Origin of the sequence: Aeromonas lusitana, from assembly GCF_002812985.1 — a bacterium.
GTDB classification, from domain to species: Bacteria; Pseudomonadota; Gammaproteobacteria; order Enterobacterales; family Aeromonadaceae; genus Aeromonas; species Aeromonas lusitana.
In genome coordinates this window covers 269,566-290,959 of record NZ_PGCP01000004.1, presented here as the reverse complement: position 1 = coordinate 290,959, position 21,394 = coordinate 269,566, and the positions used below count along the sequence as shown (strand labels likewise).

The window sequence follows — 21,394 nt, the reverse complement described above, 5'->3', positions numbered from 1 at the left end:
GGCCGAGCTGGAAGTCTTCATCGGCAAACAGGTCAGGGTGGTGACAGAACCGCTCTGTGGGCAGGAACAATTCGATGTGGTGATGATGTAATTGGTCTACCGCTGGTTGAGTCGGGGCTGGCTGGCCCTCGGGGTTTTCTTCGTGCTGCTGGCCATCCTGGTCAGCCTGGTACGCCTTGGCGGCCCGCTCCTCAACCAGCATAGACAGGCACTGATCGCGAGCCTGCTCAGCAATAGCCAGCTGGAGATCAGTGTCGAGCACATTGGCCTGGACTGGACCCAGCGCGGACCGGCCCTCGAGTTGCAAGGGCTCGCCATCGACCCCGACTCCGGCCGCTTCTCCCTGCGTCTTGGCAAGGTCTGGGCTCACCTCGATTTCTGGCGCTCCCTCAATGAGTGGAAGCCGGTGTTTGGGCAACTGTTGCTGAGCGATGGCGACATAGCGCTGGATCTGGCGCAGCCTGCCGTCCAGCACGACGATAAAAGCCCAAACCAGCAGGAAGCCTTGCTACGCTTCTTGCTGACCCAGCTCTCCACCTTCGATATTCACGACACCCGCCTCACCCTCACCACGGCCCTGGGGGAGGTGCGCGCCCTCAACATAGCCCAGCTGCGCTGGCAGAATCGCGGCAAGCGCCACCAGGGTGTCGGCAAGGCCTATCTCATCAACGGGGTGGGCGAGAGCACCATAGATCTCATCCTGGACGTGGATGCCCCCGCGGCGCGGCTCGATCGCCTCAAGGGGCAGCTCTATCTGGGAGCCAGCGAGCTCGACATCAGCCCCATGTTGGCCAGGATCCATGCCGGTAAACCCAAGGTCACCGGTCAGCTGGACTTCCAGCTGTGGAGCGAGTTTGCCAACGGCGAGCTGGGCAATTCCTTGCTGGCTTTTGGCAACAGCCACCTGATCTGGAAAGACGAGATCAAGGGGGATCCGCATCGGCTCGACCTGAGGGGCGGCAAGATCCAGTTGCGCCGGGAAGGGGAAGGATGGCAGTTCGCCAGCCATGATGTGGTCTTCAAGCTGGATGGCTCGACCTGGCTGCAGAGCCGGATTCAGCTCGAACGGGTGGGGGATCGCATCCAGGGCTATGTGCCCGCCATCGACATCAACCAGATCGCGAACCTGAGCCAGCTGGTCTCCGGCCTCTATCCCGAACTCGCCGAGATCCTCAAGCGCACCCAGCCCAAGGGCAAGCTGCAGGATCTGATCCTGCAAGCGGATGGCGACTGGCAGGGACTCTCCCTCACCGGGCACTTGCTTGACTTCGGCATGCAGGCCTGGCGCGATTACCCCGGTCTGCAAAATCTGGACGGTGAATTCTGGTTGACCCCGACCGGCGGCAGCGCCCGACTGACCCTCGGCAAGGGCAAGGTGGATCCGGCCCGTCACTTCAAGGAGCCGATCCCGGTAAACAGTCTGGGGGCGCGCCTCGACTGGTGGCAGGACTCGCAGGGCTGGGTGCTCTATGGCCAGGACATAGTGCTGGATAACTCGGACTTGCACCTCGCCAGCCGCTTCCGGCTCGATCTGTACGAGCATCCCTTCCTCGCCCTGACCGGCCGGATCGACGTCAAGACGGCGGCCCATGCGGATCGCTACTACCCGTTGGCGGTGATGAGCGATGGCTTGGTGGACTACCTGAGTGGCGCCATCAAGGGGGGTCAGGCAGCGAGCGCCGATCTGCTCTGGTACGGGGAGTTCAGGGACTTCCCCTATGACAATGGCAAGGGCATCTTCCAGGTGGCCGTGCCCCTCGAGAAGGCCACCTTCCAGTTCTTCCCAGGTTGGCAACCCCTCACCGACCTGCAGATAGACCTGCTGTTCCAGAACGCCAGTCTGGACATGAACAGCCACTCCACCCGCCTCGGCAAGGCGGGATCCGACTCTGTGCATGCCTGGATCCCGGATCTCTCCCCCGGCGCCCATCTCTACGTGGATGCCAAGGTCGCGGGTGAGGGCAAGGCCATCAGCGACTATCTGCAGGACTCCCCCCTAGGTGGCTCGGTGGGGCAGGCGCTGCGGGAGATAGAGATCCGTGGACCCATGAAGGGCACGGTCAAGCTCGATATTCCCCTCGATGGCGAGAGCGAGGTCAAGGCGAGCGGTGATGCCAGCTTCCATAACAACAAGGTCAGGATAGCGACCCTGGACATGCAGCTGGAGGGGGTGGAGGGCAAGCTCGAGTATGACAACGAGCACACGCGTTTTAGCAACCTCAAGGCGACCCTGTGGAACCAGCCGCTGACCCTGGACTATCAGGGCAAGCAGCAGCCCAACCGCTATCAGGTCGATCTCAAGTTCCGGGGAGTCTGGGACAGCAGTCGCCAGCGCCGAGACATTCCCGCCCTCGACATGTTCAAGGGACGCAGCAACTGGACCGGCACCCTGGGGCTGACCCTGCCGGAAAACAAGCCGTTCAGCTTCCAGCTGGCGCTGGACTCCAGCCTGCAGGGCATGGGGCTGGACTTGCCACTGCCTCTGGCCAAGGCCGCCGACAGCCAGTTGCCCCTCAAGGTGACGGTCCGTGGCCGGGACGGCAGCGCCGACATTCGCGGCGTGCTGGGGGCCGACGTGGATATGCAGAGCAAGCTGGTCTACGGCGAGGGCGCCCCTTACCTGAGCCGGGTGCGGGTCGATGTCGGTCAACCCGGCGCCCGTGTGTTGCAAGACAAGCCCATGCTGCTCGCCATCAACCAGCAGCAGGCGGACGTGGCCGGCTGGCTGGCGCGGCTCAAGCGCTGGCTGCCCGCTCCTGCGCCGACGGGCAATGCGGTGGTGGGCCCCGCCTTCCTGCCCCAGGAGTGGTGGGTGGATGGTCAACTGGCCAGGGCCGATATCGGCAGCGCCAACCTGAAGGCGGTGCACTTCACCGTGGGGCCGGTCAACCAGGCCACCGAGGTGATGATCGACAGCCCGGACGTGATGGGGGTGGTGCGGGTACCCGTCACCGATCGGCAACCCCTGGACGCCAAGTTTGCCCGTATCTACTGGTCCGGCAAGGGCTCGGATCTCAGCCCGGAGCCGGATGCCCGCCAGGACAAGGCCATCATGGATGCCATCCCCTGGCTCACTTTCAGTTGCGTGGATTGCCGCTTCGGCACCCTGCCCCTCGGTGAGCTGAAGGGGGAGCTGGTGCCCGGCGCCAACAGGCTCTCTCTGAAAGGGCTGGAGATGAAGCTCGCCGGCAGCACCCTCAAGGGGAGCGCCGAGTGGCTGGCGCAGTCCGGCCAGATGCAGACCCGTGCCCAGGCCAAGCTCGATACCCAGAACAGCGAGCTGTTGCTCAAGCGACTCGGTTTCACCTCTCCCATAGGCGATGCCCCGGGCAAGCTGGCGCTGGATCTGAACTGGCAGGACGTGCCCTATCGGCTGGACTTGCCGACCCTGGCCGGCACGGCCGACTATCAGCTGGAAGGGGGGACGCTGCGGGAGGTCAACGACAAGGGTGCTCGCCTGCTCTCCCTGCTCAGCCTGGATTCCCTGCTGCGCAAGCTGCGCCTCGATTTTCGTGACGTGTTCGACAAGGGCTTCTACTTCGAGTCCATGTCCGCCTCCGCCAAGATCAAGCAAGGGGTGGCAGAGAACAAGGACTTCTACATGAAGGGGGCCGCGGGCAACCTGCGGGGCGAGGGCATCGCCGATCTGGTGCGCTGGCGCCTCGACTACGAGCTGAGTTTCTCCCCGAACCTCGGCGGTACCCTGCCCGTGGTGGCCGCCTTCTCCCTGACGCCGATCACAGGCCTCTATGTGCTGGCCCTCTCCAAGCTGCTCGAGCCCGTGGTGGACGTGGTGACCCGCATCGATTTTCGGGTCTCGGGTCCGCTGGACGATCCCAAGCTCATCGAGGCGGGCCGGGATCGGGCCCGCATCAAGTTGAACCAGCAGCAGAAACAGGCGGTGGATGCGGTGGCCCCCAGTCTGCCCGCCGAGGAGGTCACCCCCTTCCTGCTCAACCCCAAACACCAGGGAACGGGTCAGCGCTGAGGCGTTGCTAGAGCCTTATGGCTAGCTGGGGCCCGACAAGGCTTCCGTCCCGGGCCGGAACCCAGCATAGTGCAAGATATCCGCAAGCTGGCCCATGTATCCGGCGGCTTGCCCAACGACAAGGAGCACGTCATGTGGTTAGCCGCAATACAGCTGGTCTCCGGCCGTCACTGGCAGGATAACAAGGCGCAGATCGCCGCCGAACTGGCGGCCCTGCCACCACAGCGCCCCTTGCTGGCGCTGCTGCCGGAAAACTTCGCCCTGTTTGGCGAGAGACAAGGCTATCTGGACGGTGCCGAGCCCCTGGGGGATGGCCCAATACAGCGACAGTTGGCCGACTGGGCCAAAACCCACGGGATCTGGCTGGTGGCCGGTGCCATGCCCACCACCATAGCGGGCTCCGAGCATATCCACACCAGCTCCCTGGTGTTTGATCCCGCCGGGGATCTGCAGGGTCATTACCACAAGATCCACCTGTTCGACGTGGACGTGGCGGACAACCATGGCCGCTATCGGGAGTCGGAGACCTTCAGCCCTGGTGAGTCGCCTGTGCTGGTGGATTCCCCCTTTGGTCCCCTCGGCCTCTCTATCTGTTATGATTTGCGTTTCCCCGAGCTCTATCGTCGGCTGACCCGTGCCGGCGCACGGGTGCTGCTGGTGCCCGCTGCCTTCACCGCCGTGACCGGTGAGGCGCACTGGGAGCCGCTGCTGCGGGCCCGAGCCATCGAGAACCAGTGCTATGTGATTGCCGCCAATCAGGGGGGCACCCACGAGACGGGGCGCCAGACCTGGGGCCACAGCATGGTGATCGACCCCTGGGGCCGAGTGCTGGCCTGTCAGCCAAGTGGCGCAGGCACGGTGCTGGCACAGATGGACGCCGGGCTGACGGAAGAACTGAAGCGAACCATGCCGGTGCTGCAACACGCCCGCCTGCTTTAACCTCGTCGATTCGATATGCCCGCCGATGCGATTCACGAAGCGCGATCGGACATTGGGCAGCCGAATCGGCCGGGGTCACGACCTTGCACTCTCTCCCTATGGGGAGGGTGAAGAGATACTGTTACGACAGCTCCCAGCGAGAATGGAGAAGAAGATTGAGTCTATTGAGCCAGGTTAGCGCCTCCCTGTTGGCCCCGCACGATCTTGACGAGGGGCGTCTGCAGCAACTGCTCGGCAGCCTGATGAGTCACCAGGTGGAGTTTGGCGATCTCTATTTCCAGCGCAGCTGGCACGAGTCCTGGCTGCTGGAAGATGGCATCGTCAAGGACGGCAGCTACAACATCGATCAGGGTGTGGGGGTGCGCGCCGTCAGCGGCGAGAAGACCGGCTTTGCCTATTCCGATGAACTGAGCCTGCTGGCGCTGCAACAGTCGGTCACCGCCGCCCGTGGCATCGCCGCCGCCGGCAGCCAGGGCAAGGTGAAGGCCTGGGCCCGCACGGAAGCGAACCTGCTCTACCCGGCCATGGATCCCCTGCAGACCCTCGACAAGCATCAGAAGATTGCCCTGCTGGAGCAGATGGACAAGTTTGCCCGCAGCCTGGATCCCGCCATCAATCAGGTGATGGCCTCCATCAGCGGTGTCTATGAAGAGATCCTGGTGGCCGCCACCGATGGCACCCTGGCCGCCGACGTGCGCCCCCTGGTGCGGCTGTCGGTGACCGTCATCGCCGAGAAGGGCGACAAGCGTGAGCGCGGCAGTGCAGGGGGCGGCGGTCGTTTCGGCTACGACTGGTTCCTGGAGCTGGACGGGCTGGAGAGCCGGGCCTTCGGCTATGTGCGGGAAGCCGTGCGCCAGGCGCTGGTGAACCTGGAGGCCGTTGATGCCCCCGCCGGCACCATGCCGGTGGTGCTGGGCTCCGGTTGGCCCGGTGTGCTGCTGCACGAGGCGGTGGGCCACGGCCTGGAAGGGGACTTCAACCGCAAGGGTTCCTCCGCCTTCGCCGGTCGCATCGGTGAGCAGGTCGCCTCCAAGCACTGCACCATAGTCGATGACGGCACCCTGGTGGGTCTGCGCGGCTCCGTCTCCATCGATGATGAAGGCACGCCGGGGGGTTACAACGTCCTGATCGAGAACGGCATCCTCAAGGGCTACCTGCAGGACAAGCAGAATGCCCGCCTGATGGGGGTGCCGCTGACCGGCAACGGCCGCCGGGAATCCTACGCCGCCCTGCCGATGCCGCGCATGACCAACACCTATATGCTGGCGGGTCAGTACGATCCGGCGGAGATCATCGCCTCGGTGAAGAAGGGCATCTATGCCCCGAACTTCGGCGGCGGTCAGGTGGACATCACCTCCGGCAAGTTCGTCTTCTCCGCCTCCGAGGCCTACCTCATCGAGGATGGCAAGGTAACCGCCCCCATCAAGGGCGCGACCCTGATCGGCAACGGTCCGGAAGCCATGAGCCAGGTCTCCATGGTGGGCCGGGATCTGGCGCTGGATCGCGGGGTCGGGGTCTGTGGCAAGGAGGGACAGAGTGTCCCGGTGGGCGTCGGCCAGCCGACCCTCAAGCTCGACAGCCTGACCGTGGGTGGTACCCAGTAAGGCCGCGGCTCCTACCTTATCCAGTAAAACCCCGGCCCGGCGCCGGGGTTTTTATTGGGCGTCGGCGAGGGCCAACAAAAAGCCCCGGACAGGGCCGGGGCTGGATGACTGAGGCGTGTCAGTTGATAGAGATGACGCGGGCATCTATGTAGTAGCGCGTCTTGCCCTGAGGATCCTGCTTGATCCTGGCCACCAGGCGGTTGGCACTCTTGTACTCCCACTCCTGGGCGATCTGGGCCGGAGTGGGGCTGGCTACGCCGACGACGTTCAGATATTCATGAAACAGGCTGTAGCTGCGGATCTCGGTCAGCATCTCTTTCATTTCATATCTCCTAGGGGGTAATTTAAGGTGGCAGCATCACTTTAGGCCCTCTCAGCTGAACCTGATCTGTACAAAAAATGATCTGCCAGGGCATGAGCCCCTGTGTCACCACCCTCAGGGGGTGGGCGCGACCAGCCCGGGCTCCATGCTGTGCTTGCCATCGGGAATATGGTGCTGAACCTGGGCGGCGGGGGCGCCGTGGAACACGGGATCCTGCGCCACCTCCTTGATGCCGTTGATGCAGAACTGCATGCCCATGCACACCAGCAGGAAGCCCATGATGCGGGTCATGGCGTCGATGCCGGTGGCCCCCAGCAGCTTGCACACCGGATCCGCCAGTTTCAGCACGCCCCAGCTCAGCAGGCTCATCAGGGCGAAGGCGGTAACCATGCCGGAGTAGATGACGAAGCGATTGTAGTCCGCCGGCAGCTCGGCTATCTGGGCGGCGCCGCTGATCACCAGCGCCATGGTGCCGGGGCCGCACATGCTGGGCATGGTCAGCGGCACGAAGGCGATGCTCTGGTTGATGTCATTCTCGGTGGCCTGGCTCGGCGCCGGAAACAGCATGCGAAAGCCGATGAAGGCGATGATGAGGCCGCCGGCCAGCCGCAGGCCGGGAATGGAGATCCCGAACAGATCCAGAATGGAGGATCCGATGAAGAAGCTGACGCAGAGGGTGGCGAACAGATAGAGGGCGGCCAGGTTGATCTGGCGGCGGATATGCTCGCGGGACATGCCCTTGCTCAGGCCCAGCAACAGGGTGGCCGTGGTGGGGGGATTGACCATGGGCAATAGCGCCAGCAAGGCGAGGAATACGACCTGGAAAAACATCTTTCACCTCGGAAGGGTTGGCAAACACAGGGACCAGACGCGGGTCTGGTCCGGAAGGGGGGCTACTCTACGGGAGCCCGGCTGAATATAGCCGGAATGGAAGAGCCCCGAAAGTCGGGGCTCTTGTTCATATCGGGTCCCTTGCGGCACGAGCTGACGCTGAGCCACGGGGTCAGCTGGTTCAGGCGGTCTGTGGCCGGGTTTGCTGCTGGCCACGTTGGCGCAGCCAGAGCACGAAGCCCAGGGCAGCCAGACTGACTACGTAGTGGGACGGGGCCAGCACGTCCTCCTTCATCCAGAGGGTGACCAGAACACTTGGGCGGGTCAGGCCGTCTGTGGCGTGGATTGACGCTGGCCACGTTGGCGCAGCCAGAGCAACAGACCGAGCACGAAGCCCAGGGCAGCCAGACTGACTACATAGTGAGACGGGGCCAGCACGTCCTCCTTCATCCAGAGGGTGACCAGCATGGGGGTCAGGCCGCCGAAGATGGCATAGGCCACGTTGTAGGAGAACGACAGTCCGGAGAAGCGCACCACGGCCGGGAAGGCGTTGACCATCACATAGGGCACGGCGCCGACGATGCCGACCGCGAAGCCCGCCAGGGTATAGAGGGGGATCAGCTGATCCATGCCGCCCGCCAGGCCGTGATAGAAGGCGTAGGTCGCCCCCGCCAGCAGCAAGGAGCCCAGCATGAAGGTGGGGCCGCTGCCGATGGCGTCGATCAGCCGGCCGTAGAGCACACAACCCAGGGTGAGGGCCAGGATCGCCAGGGAGTTGGCGGTCAGGGCATCGGCCGGGCTGATGGCATGGACTTTTTGCAGGTAGGTCGGGGTCATCAGGATCACCACCACGATACCGGCGGAGAGCAGCCAGGTCAGCAGCATGGAGATGACGACGCTGCCCTTGTGCTCACGCAGCACTGTCTTGAGCGGCAGCTCGGCGGCCAGCGCCTTGTTGGCCTGCATCTCGGCGAACACCGGGGTCTCGTGCAGCCAGCGGCGCAGATACATGGCGACGATGCCAAAGACGCCGCCCAGTACGAAGGCCAGACGCCAGCCCCACTCGCTCACCTCGACTGGGCTCATGCCACGGTTGATGGCGGTGGCCACCAGGGAGCCGAGCAGTATGCCGGCGGTCAGCCCGGCGGTGAGGGTGCCACAGGCGAGACCGACCCGCTTGGCGGGCACGTGCTCGGCCACGAATACCCAGGCGCCGGGCACTTCGCCACCGATGGCGGCCCCTTGCATGATCCGCAGCAGCAGCAACAGCAGGGGAGCGGCGATGCCGAGGGTGGCATAGGTGGGCAGCAGGCCGATCAGCAGGGTCGGCAGCGCCATCAGCAGTATGCTCAGGGTGAACATGCGCTTGCGACCGATGAGATCGCCAAAGTGCGCCATTATGATGCCGCCGAGGGGACGAGCTAGGTAGCCGGCGGCGAAGATGCCGAAGGTCTGGAACTGGCGCAGCCACTCGGGAATGTCGGCCGGGAAGAACAGCTCGCCGATCACCACGGCGAAGAAGACGAAGATGATGAAGTCGTAGAATTCGAGGGCGCCGCCGAGGGCCGCCAGGCTCAGGGTCTTGTAATCCTGTCGGTTGAGGGGGCGATTGTGGTCATGCGTGGTGCGGACTGTTGTCATATCCTTATGTTTCCCATCGTTTTTTTAGTTATTGCTCCCCATCCTTTGCGGGGATACGCTCACCCACGAGGGTATGCTTTTGTATCCCGCTATGTAAATCGCACAATTTGCAATACAGTCTTGCAACAGTTAAGCCACAAGCGGGCCAGATGGCGACCGGCTGCGGATCCCGGATCCGTGGTAGAGGTGCCGGCTTAGCTGCTCCCATATACAAGGGTTGGATAGAGAATGACGAAGACCAAGGTGCTGCTCTCCTGGAGCAGCGGCAAGGACAGCGCCTGGGCGCTGCATCAGTTGCGCCAGGACCCGGCCATCGAGGTGGTGGGGCTGTTCACGACCCTCAATCAGGCGTTCGAGCGGGTCGCCATGCACGGGGTGCGCAAGCAACTGCTGATGCAACAGGCCGAGTGCGTGGGACTGCCGATAGAGGCCATCGACCTGCCCTGGCCCTGCAGCAATGAGGACTACAGTCGCATCATGACCGGCTTCATCGAAGGGGTGGTGGCGCGGGGGATCCGGCACATGGCGTTCGGGGATCTCTTCCTCGAGGACGTGCGCGCCTATCGGGAGCGCCAGCTAGAAGGCACCGGGATCCGGGCCCTGTTCCCGCTCTGGGGCAGCGATACCCGGCTCCTGGCGCGGGAGATGATGGAAGCGGGGCTCAAGGCGCGGATCAGCACCCTCGATCCCAAGAAACTGGAGATGAGTCTGGGGGGGCATGAGTTCGATGAGGCCCTGCTGGCGGCCTTGCCGGACGGGGTGGATCCTTGCGGCGAGAACGGCGAGTTTCACACCCTGGCCTATGACGGCCCTATGTTCATGCTGCCTTTGGCCATAAAAACAGGGGAAACTGTGGTCAGAGACGGCTTCGTCTTTACCGATCTGCTACCGCTCAATGATTAATTATTGAGTGCCAAACGCCCCTTTTTGTCGGGTGCCTCACAGTTTGTAGAGGGAGGAGTGGTCACCATTGGCACCCTTTTTAGATTGAAAATGATGGCTACTCCTTATGAAATACTTTTCACGCCCAGCGCTGCTTGCCTCCTTGCTGGCTGCCACCCTCTCCTTGCCTGCCATAGCGGATGAGACTGCCACCATTCAGCTGGTTGCTGCCGGTGTCACCACCGTCACCTTGGCCCAGCAGGCCCCAATTCACTGGGTCTCGGTGGCACAGATTGCCAAGAGTCTGGATGGTCTGCCCCCGATGGCGGTCGGTTTTGATATTGACGATACCCTGCTCTTTTCCAGCCCGGGTTTCTATCGCGGCAAGCAGGAGTTTTCTCCCAATGACGAGAGCTATCTGAAGAATCCCGCCTTCTGGGAGAAAATGAACAATGGTTGGGATGAGTTCAGCATGCCGAAAGAGGTGGGCAAGGCGCTGATCGCCATGCACCTCAAACGGGGTGACCACATCTATTTCGTCACTGGCCGCTCGGCCACCAAGACCGAAACTGTGAGCAAAACCTTGCAGCAGACCATGGATATCCCGGCCACTCAGCTCAATCCAGTGATCTTCGCTGGTGATCAGCCAGGCCAGAACACTAAGGTGCAGTGGCTCAAGGACAAGCAGATGAAAGTCTTCTACGGTGATGCTGACGGGGATATCAGGGCTGCGCAGGAGGCTGGCATTCGCGGCATTCGTCTGCTGCGGGCTGCCAACTCCAGCTACCGGCCGCTGCCCCTGGCGGGGGCGCTGGGGGAGGAGGTGATCGTCAACTCCCAGTATTGATGTTCACCCATGAATGAGAAAAGGGGCCGGATCCTGTCAGGAGCCGGCCCCTTTTTTGGGCGTCTAGCGGGCGGCGAAGGTGTCGCAGCTGGCGGGCTTGCCACTGTCGAAGCCCTTCTTGAACCAGGCCAGGCGCTGGGCCGAGCTGCCGTGGGTGAAGCTGTCCGGCACCACCCGGCCCTGGCCCTGTTGCTGCAGCCGGTCGTCACCTATGGCCTGGGCGGCGTTGAGGGCTTCCTCCAGATCGCCGTGCTCCAGCACCTGCTCCCGCTCCATGTAGTGGCCCCAGACCCCGGCGAAGCAGTCGGCCTGCAGTTCGAGTTTGACCGACAGCTTGTTCTGGGCGGCCTGACTCAGCCCCTGTTGCTGCTGGCGCACCTTGGTGGAGATGCCGAGCAGGTTCTGCACGTGATGACCCACCTCGTGGGCGACCACGTAGCCCTGGGCGAAGTCGCCGTCGGCCCCGAGCTTGTCGCGCATGTCCTGATAGAAGGAGAGATCTATATAGACGGATCTGTCCGCCGGGCAGTAGAAGGGACCCATCACGGATTGGCCCTGACCACAGCCGGTGCGGGTGGCGCCACGATAGAGCACCAGCTTGGGGGGCTGATACTGGCTGCCGCTCTGGGTGAAGATCTCGCTCCAGGCATCCTCGGTGGAGGCGAGCATGACGGAGGTGAATTTGGCCAAAGGATCGTTGGCCGATTGAGACACATTCTGGCGCGGAGCCTGGGTTTGCGGCGTGGGATCGTTGAGCAGGGGGCTGAGATCCACGCCGTAGTAACCCGCCACCATCACCACGACCACCAGGATCAGGCGGCCCTTGCCACCGATGGGAAAGCCGCCACCCCCGCTGCCACCGCCCTCCTGGCGCCTGTCTTCCACGTTGTTGCTCTCACGGCGATCTTGCCAGCGCATATCCGCATACTCCCGTTATTGGCTGTGGCAGTAATGATAATGGCTGGCAGAGTGCCTTGCCTAATGAGTGCCCCGGATCACTCGGCCCAGGGCATCTCGGGCAGGCTGTCGAGGAACTCGCCGTAGCGGGTCAGGTTGAAGGGGCCCTGATCCGCCTCCATTGCCATCAGCTCGGCGCCGAGGGCGCAGGCGATGTATTGCAGTGCCTCTTCTCTCGGGGTGCCCTTCATCACCAGCCGCATCAGGGTGGCCTTGACCTGCAGCGGGTTGCCGTCGGCGAGCTGGTTATCAACCATCTCCAGCAGGGTCTGTTCGTCGAAAAACTCGGTGGATTCCGTCATGATATCTGTCCTGATCTTGGTACTGATTGTCTGAATAGGGGGAGCATTATAGCCGCAACCGGCCTCTGGCTCGTGGCGAAATAAGGGGGAAGAGGTGGAGGACACGAGGCATGGCGGCCTTGGCATCACAGTTCTTGCGATCATCCTGGCCACATCCGTGCGCCGGCCCTTGCCAAGGGGCCGCGACGGGGGCAGTCTTGATGGCTTGTCGTGTTCCCGTTCATTACTACAAGAAGAGCCCTTGCCATGATCCTCTCCGAGCGCCTCGCCCTGCGCGAATTAACCACAGTTGACGCCCCCTTTATTCTCGAACTGCTCAACGATGGCGATTTTCATCGCTACATCGGCGATCGCGGGGTACGCACCCTGAGCGATGCCGAAGACTATATCCAACAGGGGCCTGCGATCAGCTATGCCCAGCACAGCCACGGCCTCTATCTGGTCAGCCGGCGAGAAGACGGCGCCAAGATAGGCATCTGCGGCCTCATCAAGCGCGATACCCTGCCGTGCGAAGACATCGGCTACGCCTTCCTGCCTGACTATCGCGGTCAGGGTTATGGGATCGAAGCGGCGCAGGCTGCGCTCAAGGATGGGCGTGAGCGCCTCAGTATCGAGCGGGTGATCGCCATCGTCACCCCGGGCAACGAGCGTTCGGTCGCGCTGCTGGCCAAGCTGGGGCTCAGTCAGGGCAAGCTGGTCAAGCTGGGAGATAGCGAAGAGGAGTGTCTGCTGCTGGAGGCACCGGGCAAGGAAAGCGCCCTGGTCTGAATGAATGCGCAAAAGGCCGCCGTGAGTTGCGGCCTGTTTGCATCGGGTCTGCCATGGGGCAGTGCTGATCAGTTGAGATCTTCGATGGAGAACTCTCCAGGGATACCGTCACAGGAGATGGCGAAGCCGCCACTGAAACGGGTGCTGAACTGGATCAGGAAGGCATCATAATCCTGCTCTTGCGGGGGCAGGTTGACGGGCTTGCTACGACGCAGGGGTTTGTGTGTTTGTACTGCTTTCATCATGGTATATCTCTATATAAATTAGGTGTTTGCTCCTTGTTTTTGCAAATGTCAGGTCAATGGGCGTGGTCAGATCCACGCAGGAATACCCAGCCCTGTCAGGGGCGTCTGCACTTTTCAAGGAAATGCGCCAAGGACCATGCGAAGGCATGATGCTACTTGGGAGTGGGCAGATCGGGTCTGCGCCGTGAAAACCGGGCAACGCAGGCAGACAGCCTGACGGTTCTCGAGGCGAGTAAATCAGAAGAAGGTTATGCGGATACTGACAGGATTCATCGTGAGGTGAAGCATTGCAGGGTAAACATAATCAGGGCTGATTAACTAGCCGGCGCGCATTCTCTCCGCAAAATGAATGAAAAGCAAACAGATATTTCGCTGGTGAGTAAAAAAGCCACAGGGTTCACCAGTGACAGCACAGCAAAAGGGCTCCCGTTGGGAGCCTTTTTTATTGGCGATATGTCATACAAGCTGCGGCTTGGTCGCTGCCGCTGGCCTTGTTGGCCACGGTGATCCCGATGATGTGATGGTCATGCCTATTTTTGGCTGTATCAGATAGAAAAAGGGCTCCCGTCGGGAGCCCTTCTTGTTGGCCATCATGGATCAGAACAGTGGCCTAGTAGCCGCCGCTGGCCTTCTTGGCCGCCGTGATCATGGGGGTGATGGTCATCCCCTGCACCACGATGGAGAACATCACCACCGAGTAGGTCATCACCAGGATCACCTCCCGCAGATCGACACCGTGCTCCGGCAGCACCATGACGCCGGAGGGCAGCGCCAGCGCCATGGCCATGGCCAGGCCACCGCGCAGGCCACCCCAGGTCAGGATGCGGATGGAGAAGGTGTTGTAGCTGCGAAAACGTCGGAAGGCCACATAAGGCAGGGACACGCTGATGAAGCGGGCGGCCAGACAGAGCGGCACAGCTATGACCAGCAGGATCCAGTCTTGCCACTGGAGTTCCAGCAGCACCAGCGCCAGACCGATCAGCAGGAACAGCAGGGCGTTGAGGAACTGATCCATCAACTCCCAGAAGTGATCCAGGTGGTGGCGGCTCTGCTCGGAGAAGCCGGAGTGGCGAGTCCAGTTGCCGATCATGATGCCGGTGACCACCATGGCCAGGGCGCCGGAGACGCCGATCATGTTGGCGAAGGCGAAGCCCGCGGTCGGGATGCACAGGGTCAGCAACAGCTCCAGCGAACCGTCGTCGGTGGCGCTGATCATCACGTGGGCGATGAGGCCCAGCACGGCGCCGAACAGGATGCCGCCGAGGGCCTCATGCAGGAACAGACCGGCCACGCTGGTGAAGGTCGGCTCCACGCCGCCGAAAGCCACGGCAAACACGGTGGCGAAGATGACGAGGCCGACGCCGTCGTTGAACAGGGATTCCCCCTCGATCTGGATGGCGATCTGGGGTGGTGCCTTCATCTTCTTGACGATGGCCAGCACGGCGATGGGGTCGGTGGGGGAGATCAGCGCACCGAACAACATGCAGTAGACCAGCGGCAGCTCCCAGCCCAGCAGCTTGGCGATGAACCAGAAGCCGTAGCCTATGAGGAAGGTAGAGAGCAGGGTTGCCACTATGGAGAGAATGGTGATCTCCCACTTCTGGCTACGCAGTGCCTTCAGATTGATGCCAAGGCCGCCGGCGAACAGCAGGAAGCCCAAAATCCCCTTCAGCAGGAAATTCTGGAAGTCGATGCTCTCCATGGTTTTGACGGCCAAAGGTTCCAGATTGAACCACCCCAACTTACCAAACAGCACCAGCAGGGCGGAGATCAGCATGGATCCGGCCGTGATGGCGATGGTGGTCTGGATCTTCACAACATACTGGTTGGCAAAGGCGATGAAGATCGCCAACGCTGCCAAGAAACAGAGTGTGTAGTAGACGCTCATAGTTATTTTTCTCTTTTGTAATACAGCAAGCACGTATCCCTATGGAGGACGGGCATAGGGTACTCCCGGCTCAGGGTCCACTCATTACCTATTTATGGTTATATTTAATCAAGGCTACGGACAGATAGACGGCTAGATTTCCATTTGATTTGTTTGCTGCTAGGATGGGCTTCGCGCAGTTGCATGGATGTAAGAGGAACGAGCGGTGTCGAACACAATGTCGAACATAAAAAAGAAGTTGGAAGCCTGCCTGAAAGAACGGATCCTGATCATCGACGGGGCCATGGGCACCATGATCCAGGGCTACAAGCTCGGTGAGTCGGACTACCGCGGTGTGCGCTTCGCCGACTGGCACACCGACATCAAGGGCAACAACGACCTGCTGGTGCTGACCAAGCCCGCGGTGATCCGCGAGATCCACGATCAATACTGCGCCGCCGGCGCCGACATCCTCGAGACCAACACCTTCAACGCCACCCGTATCGCCATGGCCGATTACGAGATGGAAGCATTCTCCGCCGAGATCAACCGCGAGGCCGCGCGCCTCGCCCGCGCCGTCGCCGACGAGTGGACCGCCAGAGAGCCCCACAAGCCGCGCTTCGTGGCAGGGGTCTTGGGCCCCACCAACCGCACCGCGTCCATCTCGCCGGACGTCAACGATCCCGGCAAGCGCAACGTCACCTATGACGAGCTGGTGGCTGCCTATACGGAATCGACCCATGCCCTGATCGAGGGGGGCGCCGACATCATCCTCATCGAGACCATCTTTGATACCCTCAACGCCAAGGCCGCCGCCTTCGCGGTGGAAGGGGTGTTCGAGGCGCTGGGGTACAGCCTGCCGGTGATGATCTCCGGCACCATCACGGACGCGTCCGGTCGCACCCTGTCCGGCCAGACCACGGAAGCCTTCTATCATTCGCTTCGCCACGTCAAACCCATCTCGTTTGGCCTCAACTGCGCCCTAGGGCCGGATGAGCTGCGCCAGTACGTGGAAGAGCTGTCCCGCATCAGCGAATCCCATGTCAGCGCTCACCCCAACGCCGGCCTGCCCAATGCGTTCGGCGAGTACGATCTCGATGCTGGGGAGATGGCGGAGCATATCCGTGAGTGGGCCCAGAGCGGCTTCTTGAACCTGGTGGGGGGCTGCTGTGGCACCACCCCGACCCATATCCGCGCCATGAGCGACGCGGTGGCGGGCATCTGTCCTCGCGCCTTGCCCAGCCTGCCGGTCGCCTGCCGACTGTCGGGTCTGGAGCCTCTCATCATCACGGCGGAGTCCATGTTCGTGAACGTGGGGGAGCGCACCAACGTCACCGGCTCGGCCAAGTTCAAGCGGCTGATCAAGGAGGGGCTCTACGACGAGGCCCTCGAGGTGGCCAAGCAGCAGGTGGAGAGCGGCGCCCAGATCATCGACATCAACATGGATGAAGGCATGCTGGACGCCGAGGCGGCCATGGTGCGCTTCCTGAACCTGATCGCCGGCGAGCCTGACATAGCCCGGGTGCCCGTGATGATCGACTCCTCCAAGTGGGAGGTGCTGGAGGCGGGCCTCAAGTGCGTGCAGGGCAAGCCGGTGGTCAACTCCATCTCCATGAAGGAGGGGGAGGAGAAATTCATCGCCCAGGCGAAACTGCTGCGCCGCTATGGCGCCGCCGTCATCGTCATGGCGTTCGACGAGGTGGGTCAGGCCGACACCCGCGCCCGCAAGTTCGAGATCTGCCAGCGCGCCTACCGGATCCTGGTGGATCAGGTGGGTTTCCCGCCGGAAGACATCATCTTCGATCCCAACATCTTCGCGGTGGCGACCGGGATCGACGAGCACAACAACTATGCGGTGGACTTCATCGAAGCGGTGAAGGACATCAAGGACAACCTGCCCCACGCCATGATCTCCGGCGGCGTCTCCAACGTCTCCTTCTCCTTCCGTGGCAACGAGCCGGTGCGCGAAGCCATCCACGCCGTCTTCCTCTACCACGCCATCCAGAACGGCATGGACATGGGCATAGTCAACGCCGGTCAGCTCGCCATCTATGAAGACATACCGGCGGAGCTGAAAGAGAAGGTCGAGGCCGTGGTGCTGAACCTCAACTCCGACGCCACCGAGGCGCTGCTGGCCATCGCCGAGAAGTATCGCGGCTCTGGTGCCCAGGCGGAGGATCCGCGGGATCAGGAGTGGCGCAGCTGGCCCGTGGGCAAGCGGCTCGAACACGCCCTGGTCAAGGGGCTGACCGATTTCATCGAGGAGGATACCGAGGAGGCGCGGGCCGGGGCCGAGAAGCCGCTGCACGTGATCGAAGGTCCCCTGATGGATGGCATGAACGTGGTCGGCGACCTGTTCGGTGCGGGCAAGATGTTCCTGCCCCAGGTGGTGAAATCCGCCCGGGTGATGAAGCGGGCGGTGGCCTATCTGCAGCCCTATATAGAGGCGGAGAAGCAGGGCGGTTACAGCAACGGCAAGATAGTGCTCGCCACCGTCAAGGGGGACGTGCACGACATCGGCAAGAACATCGTCGGCGTTGTGTTGCAGTGCAACAACTACGAGATAGTGGATCTCGGGGTCATGGTCTCCTGCGAGACCATTCTCAAGACGGCGCGGGAGGTGAACGCCGACATTATTGGATTGTCCGGCCTTATCACCCCGTCCCTCGACGAGATGGTGCACGTGGCCAAAGAGATGGAGCGCCAGGGTTTCAATCTGCCGCTGCTGATCGGTGGCGCCACTACCTCCAAGGCTCACACCGCGGTCAAGATAGAGCAGAACTACTCGGAGCCCGTGGTCTATGTGTCGAACGCGTCGCGGGCAGTCGGGGTGGCCCAGAGCCTGCTGAGCCCTGAGCTCAAGCCCGCCTTCGTCGCCCGCATCGACAAGGAGTACGAGATTGCCCGGGAGCAACACGCCCGTAAGCAGCCCCGCTCCAAGCCGGTCAGCCTGGCCCACGCCCGTGCCAACCGCCATCAGCTGGACTGGGTCGGCTATCAGCCCCCCGCGCCCCGCGAGCCCGGCGTGCAGACGTTCGAAAACGTACCCATCTCGGTGCTGCGCCCCTACATCGACTGGACGCCGTTTTTTCTGAGCTGGGAGCTGGCGGGCAAGTATCCGCGCATCCTGGAAGACGAGATCATTGGCGAGGAGGCGACCGCCCTGTTTGCCGATGCCAACGCCATGCTGGATAAACTGGAGCAGGATCAAAGCGTGTGTTGCGCCGGCATCATAGGCTTGTTCCCCGCTAACGCCGTGGGGGACAGCATAGAGGTCTACACGGACGAGTCACGCAGCGAGGTGCGCAAGGTGCTGCACCACCTGCGCCAGCAGAGCGAGAAGCAGGGCTTCCCGAACTACTGTCTGGCGGACTATGTGGCGCCGAAAGAGAGCGGCAAACCGGACTGGATCGGTGCCTTCGCCGTGACCGGCGGCATAGGTGAAGAGGCCATTGCCAACGCCTATAAAGCGGAGCACGACGACTACAACGCTATCCTCATTCAGGCGGTGTGCGATCGTCTGGCGGAGGCCTTCGCCGAGCACCTGCACGAGCAGGTGCGTAAAGTGCACTGGGGTTACGCCGCGGATGAAGCGCTGAGTAACGAGGAGCTGATCCGCGAGAACTACCGCGGCATACGCCCGGCGCCTGGCTATCCGGCCTGCCCCGAGCACACCGAGAAGGGCAGTATCTGGGAGCTGCTGGAGGTCGAGCAGGCCATTGGCATGAAGCTCACCGAGTCCTACGCCATGTGGCCGGGGGCGGCGGTGTCGGGCTGGTACTTTTCCCACCCGGACAGCAAGTACTTCGCGGTGGCGCAGATCCAGCAGGATCAAGTTGAGGATTACGCCGTGCGCAAGGGCATGACGCTGGTGGAAGCCGAGCGCTGGCTGGGGCCTAACCTGAGCTGATCAGGCTGGGTCTAGATGAGTGCCACGCAGATCCTGAATGCGACCAGGTGGAAGACTAGGCGACGCGCAAGGGCATGACGCTAGCTAGAGGCCGATGGGGCCTAACCTGCATTGACCGACAGTGTCCATGGACCCTGAATCGAGGTTGTTATGAAGATTGGATTTGTCGGCCTGGGGGCCGTGGTACAGACGGCCTATCTGCCTGCGCTCGCTGCACTGGCAGAAGATGCTGAGATCTGGGGTTTTGACCCGGTTCAGACCCTGCCGGGGGTGATTCAGGCCCAGAGTCTGGAAGCCCTGCTGGCCTTGCCGCTGGACAGGCTGGTCATCGCCACCCCTTCTCTGCTGCATCTGCCTGTGCTGGAGCAGGCGCTGGCAAGCTCCATCCCCTTGATCCTGGTGGAGAAACCCGTGGTGGCCAGTCTGGCCCAGCACGACCGCTTGCGAGCTCTGTTGGCCGACCCCGCCGTGGCGGGTCGGGTGCTGGCGCTGGATCACTGGATGGCGCGCAGCGCAGTGCAGCAACTGCTCTGTGGTGAGCTGGATGCCGGCTGGCAGCCCCTGACGGACGGGGCACGGGTTCGGCCCGCGACCATTCTGGATGTGGCCGAGGTGGAGGGCTTCTTGCTGGAGCCTTGCGGCATAGATGCGCAGGGTCACCCCTTTGCCCTCAACTTCGCCACCGGTGAGCCGGATAAGCGAATCTTCCATCACCCGGATGGCGTCATCCTCGACATAGGCACCCATGTGCTGGCCATGATCCGCGAGCTGCTGGTGGCCCTCGGTGGGGACGACAGCCTGCATCTGGCGGCCGAGGGGGTCAGCGATCGGCTGGGCAATCCCATCGAACGGGGAGATCTGAGCACCGCCGAGGGGCGTGCCTGCCTGCGCGGGGAGGCGGCCGGGGTGCCGCTGACCCTCTGGCTCGACAAGTACGCGGGGCCCGGGGTGGAGAAGAAGGGGCTCAGCCTCTTGCTGAAAGACGGGCGGCGGCTGGAGCTGCTGCGCAGTGGCAATCAGGCCTGGTTGCATCATCACGAAAACGGCCTGGTGCAGAGCTGGCAACTGGAGGGGCCCCTCTATCGTCACTGCATCGCCCAGACCCTGCTGGCGCCGGTTCCGGTCGCAGGATGGGGCGGTGCCACGGCCCGTCGCCTGCGGGAGGTGGGGTTGCTGCTCGGGTTGCAACAGGATCTACGCGGCCCGCATTGACGCTGTTTTAGACCGCATTTATAGAATGGCTCAGGCTGTTTTGGCACCGTCTTGGTGCCTTCTTGCAGAACGGCGTATGGTGAGGGGAAAGGATTGGCGTTGCCAGCCGTTCATGGCACCCTATACTCTCCAGTCCGATTATCAGGTCTGCCATTTCCATGAATATTGCCATTTTATCCCGCGAGCCCAACAACTACTCCACCCGCCGTCTGGTCGAGGTGGCCCGGGCTCGTGGTCATCAGGTCGAGGTGCTCGACACCCTGCGCTGCTACATGAACATCGCCTCCCACAATCCCTCCATTCACTATGAGGGACGGGAGCTTGAGAACTATGACGCCGTGATCCCGCGCATCGGCGCCAGCATCACCTTCTACGGCACCGCCGTGCTGCGTCAGTTCGAGATGATGAACACCATGGCGCTGAACAGTTCGGTGGCCATCTCCCGCTCCCGCGACAAATTGCGTGCCATGCAGCTGTTGTCACGCCACGGCATCGGCCTGCCCATCACGGGTTATGCCCATAGCACCCACGACGTACCGGATCTGATTACCATGGTGGGCGGCGCCCCCCTGGTGGTGAAGCTGCTGGAAGGCACCCAGGGCATAGGCGTCGTGCTGTGCGAGACCCAGAAGGCCGCCGAGAGCGTGATCGAGGCCTTCATCCAGACCAACAACAACATCCTGGTGCAGGAGTACATCCGCGAGGCGAACGGCGCCGACATCCGCTGCCTGGTGGTCAACGGCAAGGTGGTGGCCGCCATGCGCCGTCAGGCCCAGCCGGGGGAGTTTCGCTCCAACCTGCATCGCGGCGGTACCGCCGAGGCGATCAAGATAAGCCCGGAAGAGCGGGCGACCGCGGTGCAGGCCGCCAAGATCATGGGGCTGGATGTGGCCGGGGTGGATATCTTGCGCTCTGCCCGTGGCCCACTGGTGCTGGAGGTGAACTCCTCCCCCGGCCTGCAAGGGGTGGAAGCCGCCTCAGGCAAGGATGTGGCGGGCAAGATCATCGAGTTCCTCGAGCTCAAGGCGAGCCGCAAGCATAAGCCGGCAGAGTGACAGCAAATCGGATGGTTGGAACAG

At 62.5% G+C, this 21,394-nt stretch carries 16 protein-coding genes; 9 read left to right on the top strand and 7 right to left on the bottom strand.

Going from position 1 to position 21,394, the window contains the following annotated elements:
* Positions 1-91: 91 nt before the first annotated feature.
* The 3 genes from CUC44_RS04560 to tldD all read left to right on the top strand — a co-directional run bounded on the left by CUC44_RS04560 (position 92) and on the right by tldD (position 6,531).
* A complete protein-coding gene (locus CUC44_RS04560) occupies positions 92-3,988 on the top strand; it encodes a YhdP family protein (protein WP_167388774.1) in 3,897 nt (1,298 codons plus the stop codon).
* A gap of 132 nt (positions 3,989-4,120) precedes the next feature.
* The gene (locus CUC44_RS04555) at positions 4,121-4,927 is read left to right on the top strand and encodes a carbon-nitrogen hydrolase family protein (protein ID WP_100858867.1); all 807 of its coding nucleotides are present in this window, start codon (positions 4,121-4,123) and stop codon (positions 4,925-4,927) included.
* 155 nt (positions 4,928-5,082) lie between these two features.
* Positions 5,083-6,531, top strand: a complete 1,449-nt coding sequence (tldD, locus tag CUC44_RS04550; RefSeq protein ID WP_167388773.1) for a metalloprotease TldD — start codon at positions 5,083-5,085, stop codon at positions 6,529-6,531.
* Between the two features lie 118 nt (positions 6,532-6,649).
* On the opposite strand, the gene CUC44_RS04545 is transcribed toward tldD, so the two are convergent.
* The 3 genes from CUC44_RS04545 to CUC44_RS04535 form a co-directional block, all read right to left on the bottom strand.
* The gene (locus CUC44_RS04545; protein ID WP_100858793.1) at positions 6,650-6,853 is read right to left on the bottom strand and encodes a hypothetical protein; all 204 of its coding nucleotides are present in this window, start codon (positions 6,851-6,853) and stop codon (positions 6,650-6,652) included.
* 114 nt (positions 6,854-6,967) lie between these two features.
* A complete protein-coding gene (locus CUC44_RS04540; RefSeq protein ID WP_100858792.1) occupies positions 6,968-7,684 on the bottom strand; it encodes a MarC family NAAT transporter in 717 nt (238 codons plus the stop codon).
* Positions 7,685-8,008: 324 nt separating this feature from the next.
* Complete coding sequence (locus tag CUC44_RS04535) at positions 8,009-9,325, bottom strand: MFS transporter (RefSeq protein ID WP_100858791.1); 1,317 nt, start codon at positions 9,323-9,325, stop codon at positions 8,009-8,011.
* A gap of 228 nt (positions 9,326-9,553) precedes the next feature.
* Between CUC44_RS04535 and CUC44_RS04530 the strand changes: the two genes are divergently transcribed.
* Positions 9,554-10,228 (top strand): Dph6-related ATP pyrophosphatase, encoded by a 675-nt coding sequence (locus CUC44_RS04530; protein WP_100858790.1) that lies wholly within the window; start codon positions 9,554-9,556, stop codon positions 10,226-10,228.
* Positions 10,229-10,334: 106 nt separating this feature from the next.
* Complete coding sequence (gene aphA / locus CUC44_RS04525; RefSeq protein ID WP_100858789.1) at positions 10,335-11,054, top strand: acid phosphatase AphA; 720 nt, start codon at positions 10,335-10,337, stop codon at positions 11,052-11,054.
* A 63-nt stretch (positions 11,055-11,117) separates the two neighbouring features.
* Here aphA and ypfJ read toward each other — a convergent pair whose 3' ends face one another.
* Positions 11,118-11,972 (bottom strand): KPN_02809 family neutral zinc metallopeptidase, encoded by an 855-nt coding sequence (gene ypfJ / locus CUC44_RS04520; protein ID WP_100858788.1) that lies wholly within the window; start codon positions 11,970-11,972, stop codon positions 11,118-11,120.
* A 77-nt stretch (positions 11,973-12,049) separates the two neighbouring features.
* Positions 12,050-12,313 (bottom strand): hypothetical protein, encoded by a 264-nt coding sequence (locus CUC44_RS04515; RefSeq protein WP_100858787.1) that lies wholly within the window; start codon positions 12,311-12,313, stop codon positions 12,050-12,052.
* A gap of 246 nt (positions 12,314-12,559) precedes the next feature.
* On the opposite strand from CUC44_RS04515, the gene CUC44_RS04510 reads away from it, so the two are divergent.
* Positions 12,560-13,081 carry a GNAT family N-acetyltransferase gene (locus CUC44_RS04510; RefSeq protein WP_100858786.1) on the top strand — a complete coding sequence of 174 codons (522 nt, stop codon included), beginning with the start codon at positions 12,560-12,562 and terminating at the stop codon, positions 13,079-13,081.
* A gap of 68 nt (positions 13,082-13,149) precedes the next feature.
* Here CUC44_RS04510 and CUC44_RS04505 read toward each other — a convergent pair whose 3' ends face one another.
* Positions 13,150-13,326, bottom strand: a complete 177-nt coding sequence (locus CUC44_RS04505; RefSeq protein ID WP_100858785.1) for a hypothetical protein — start codon at positions 13,324-13,326, stop codon at positions 13,150-13,152.
* 610 nt (positions 13,327-13,936) lie between these two features.
* Positions 13,937-15,214 carry a cation:proton antiporter gene (locus CUC44_RS04500; RefSeq protein ID WP_100858784.1) on the bottom strand — a complete coding sequence of 426 codons (1,278 nt, stop codon included), beginning with the start codon at positions 15,212-15,214 and terminating at the stop codon, positions 13,937-13,939.
* A 217-nt stretch (positions 15,215-15,431) separates the two neighbouring features.
* Here CUC44_RS04500 and metH point away from each other — a divergent pair, with 217 nt between their 5' ends.
* The 3 genes from metH (at position 15,432) to rimK (ending at position 21,370) form a co-directional block, all read left to right on the top strand.
* A complete protein-coding gene (gene metH / locus CUC44_RS04495; RefSeq protein ID WP_167388772.1) occupies positions 15,432-19,103 on the top strand; it encodes a methionine synthase in 3,672 nt (1,223 codons plus the stop codon).
* A gap of 150 nt (positions 19,104-19,253) precedes the next feature.
* Positions 19,254-20,315, top strand: a complete 1,062-nt coding sequence (locus CUC44_RS04490; RefSeq protein ID WP_100858782.1) for a Gfo/Idh/MocA family oxidoreductase — start codon at positions 19,254-19,256, stop codon at positions 20,313-20,315.
* Positions 20,316-20,473: 158 nt separating this feature from the next.
* Positions 20,474-21,370, top strand: a complete 897-nt coding sequence (rimK, locus tag CUC44_RS04485) for a 30S ribosomal protein S6--L-glutamate ligase (RefSeq protein WP_100858781.1) — start codon at positions 20,474-20,476, stop codon at positions 21,368-21,370.
* Positions 21,371-21,394: the final 24 nt, after the last annotated feature.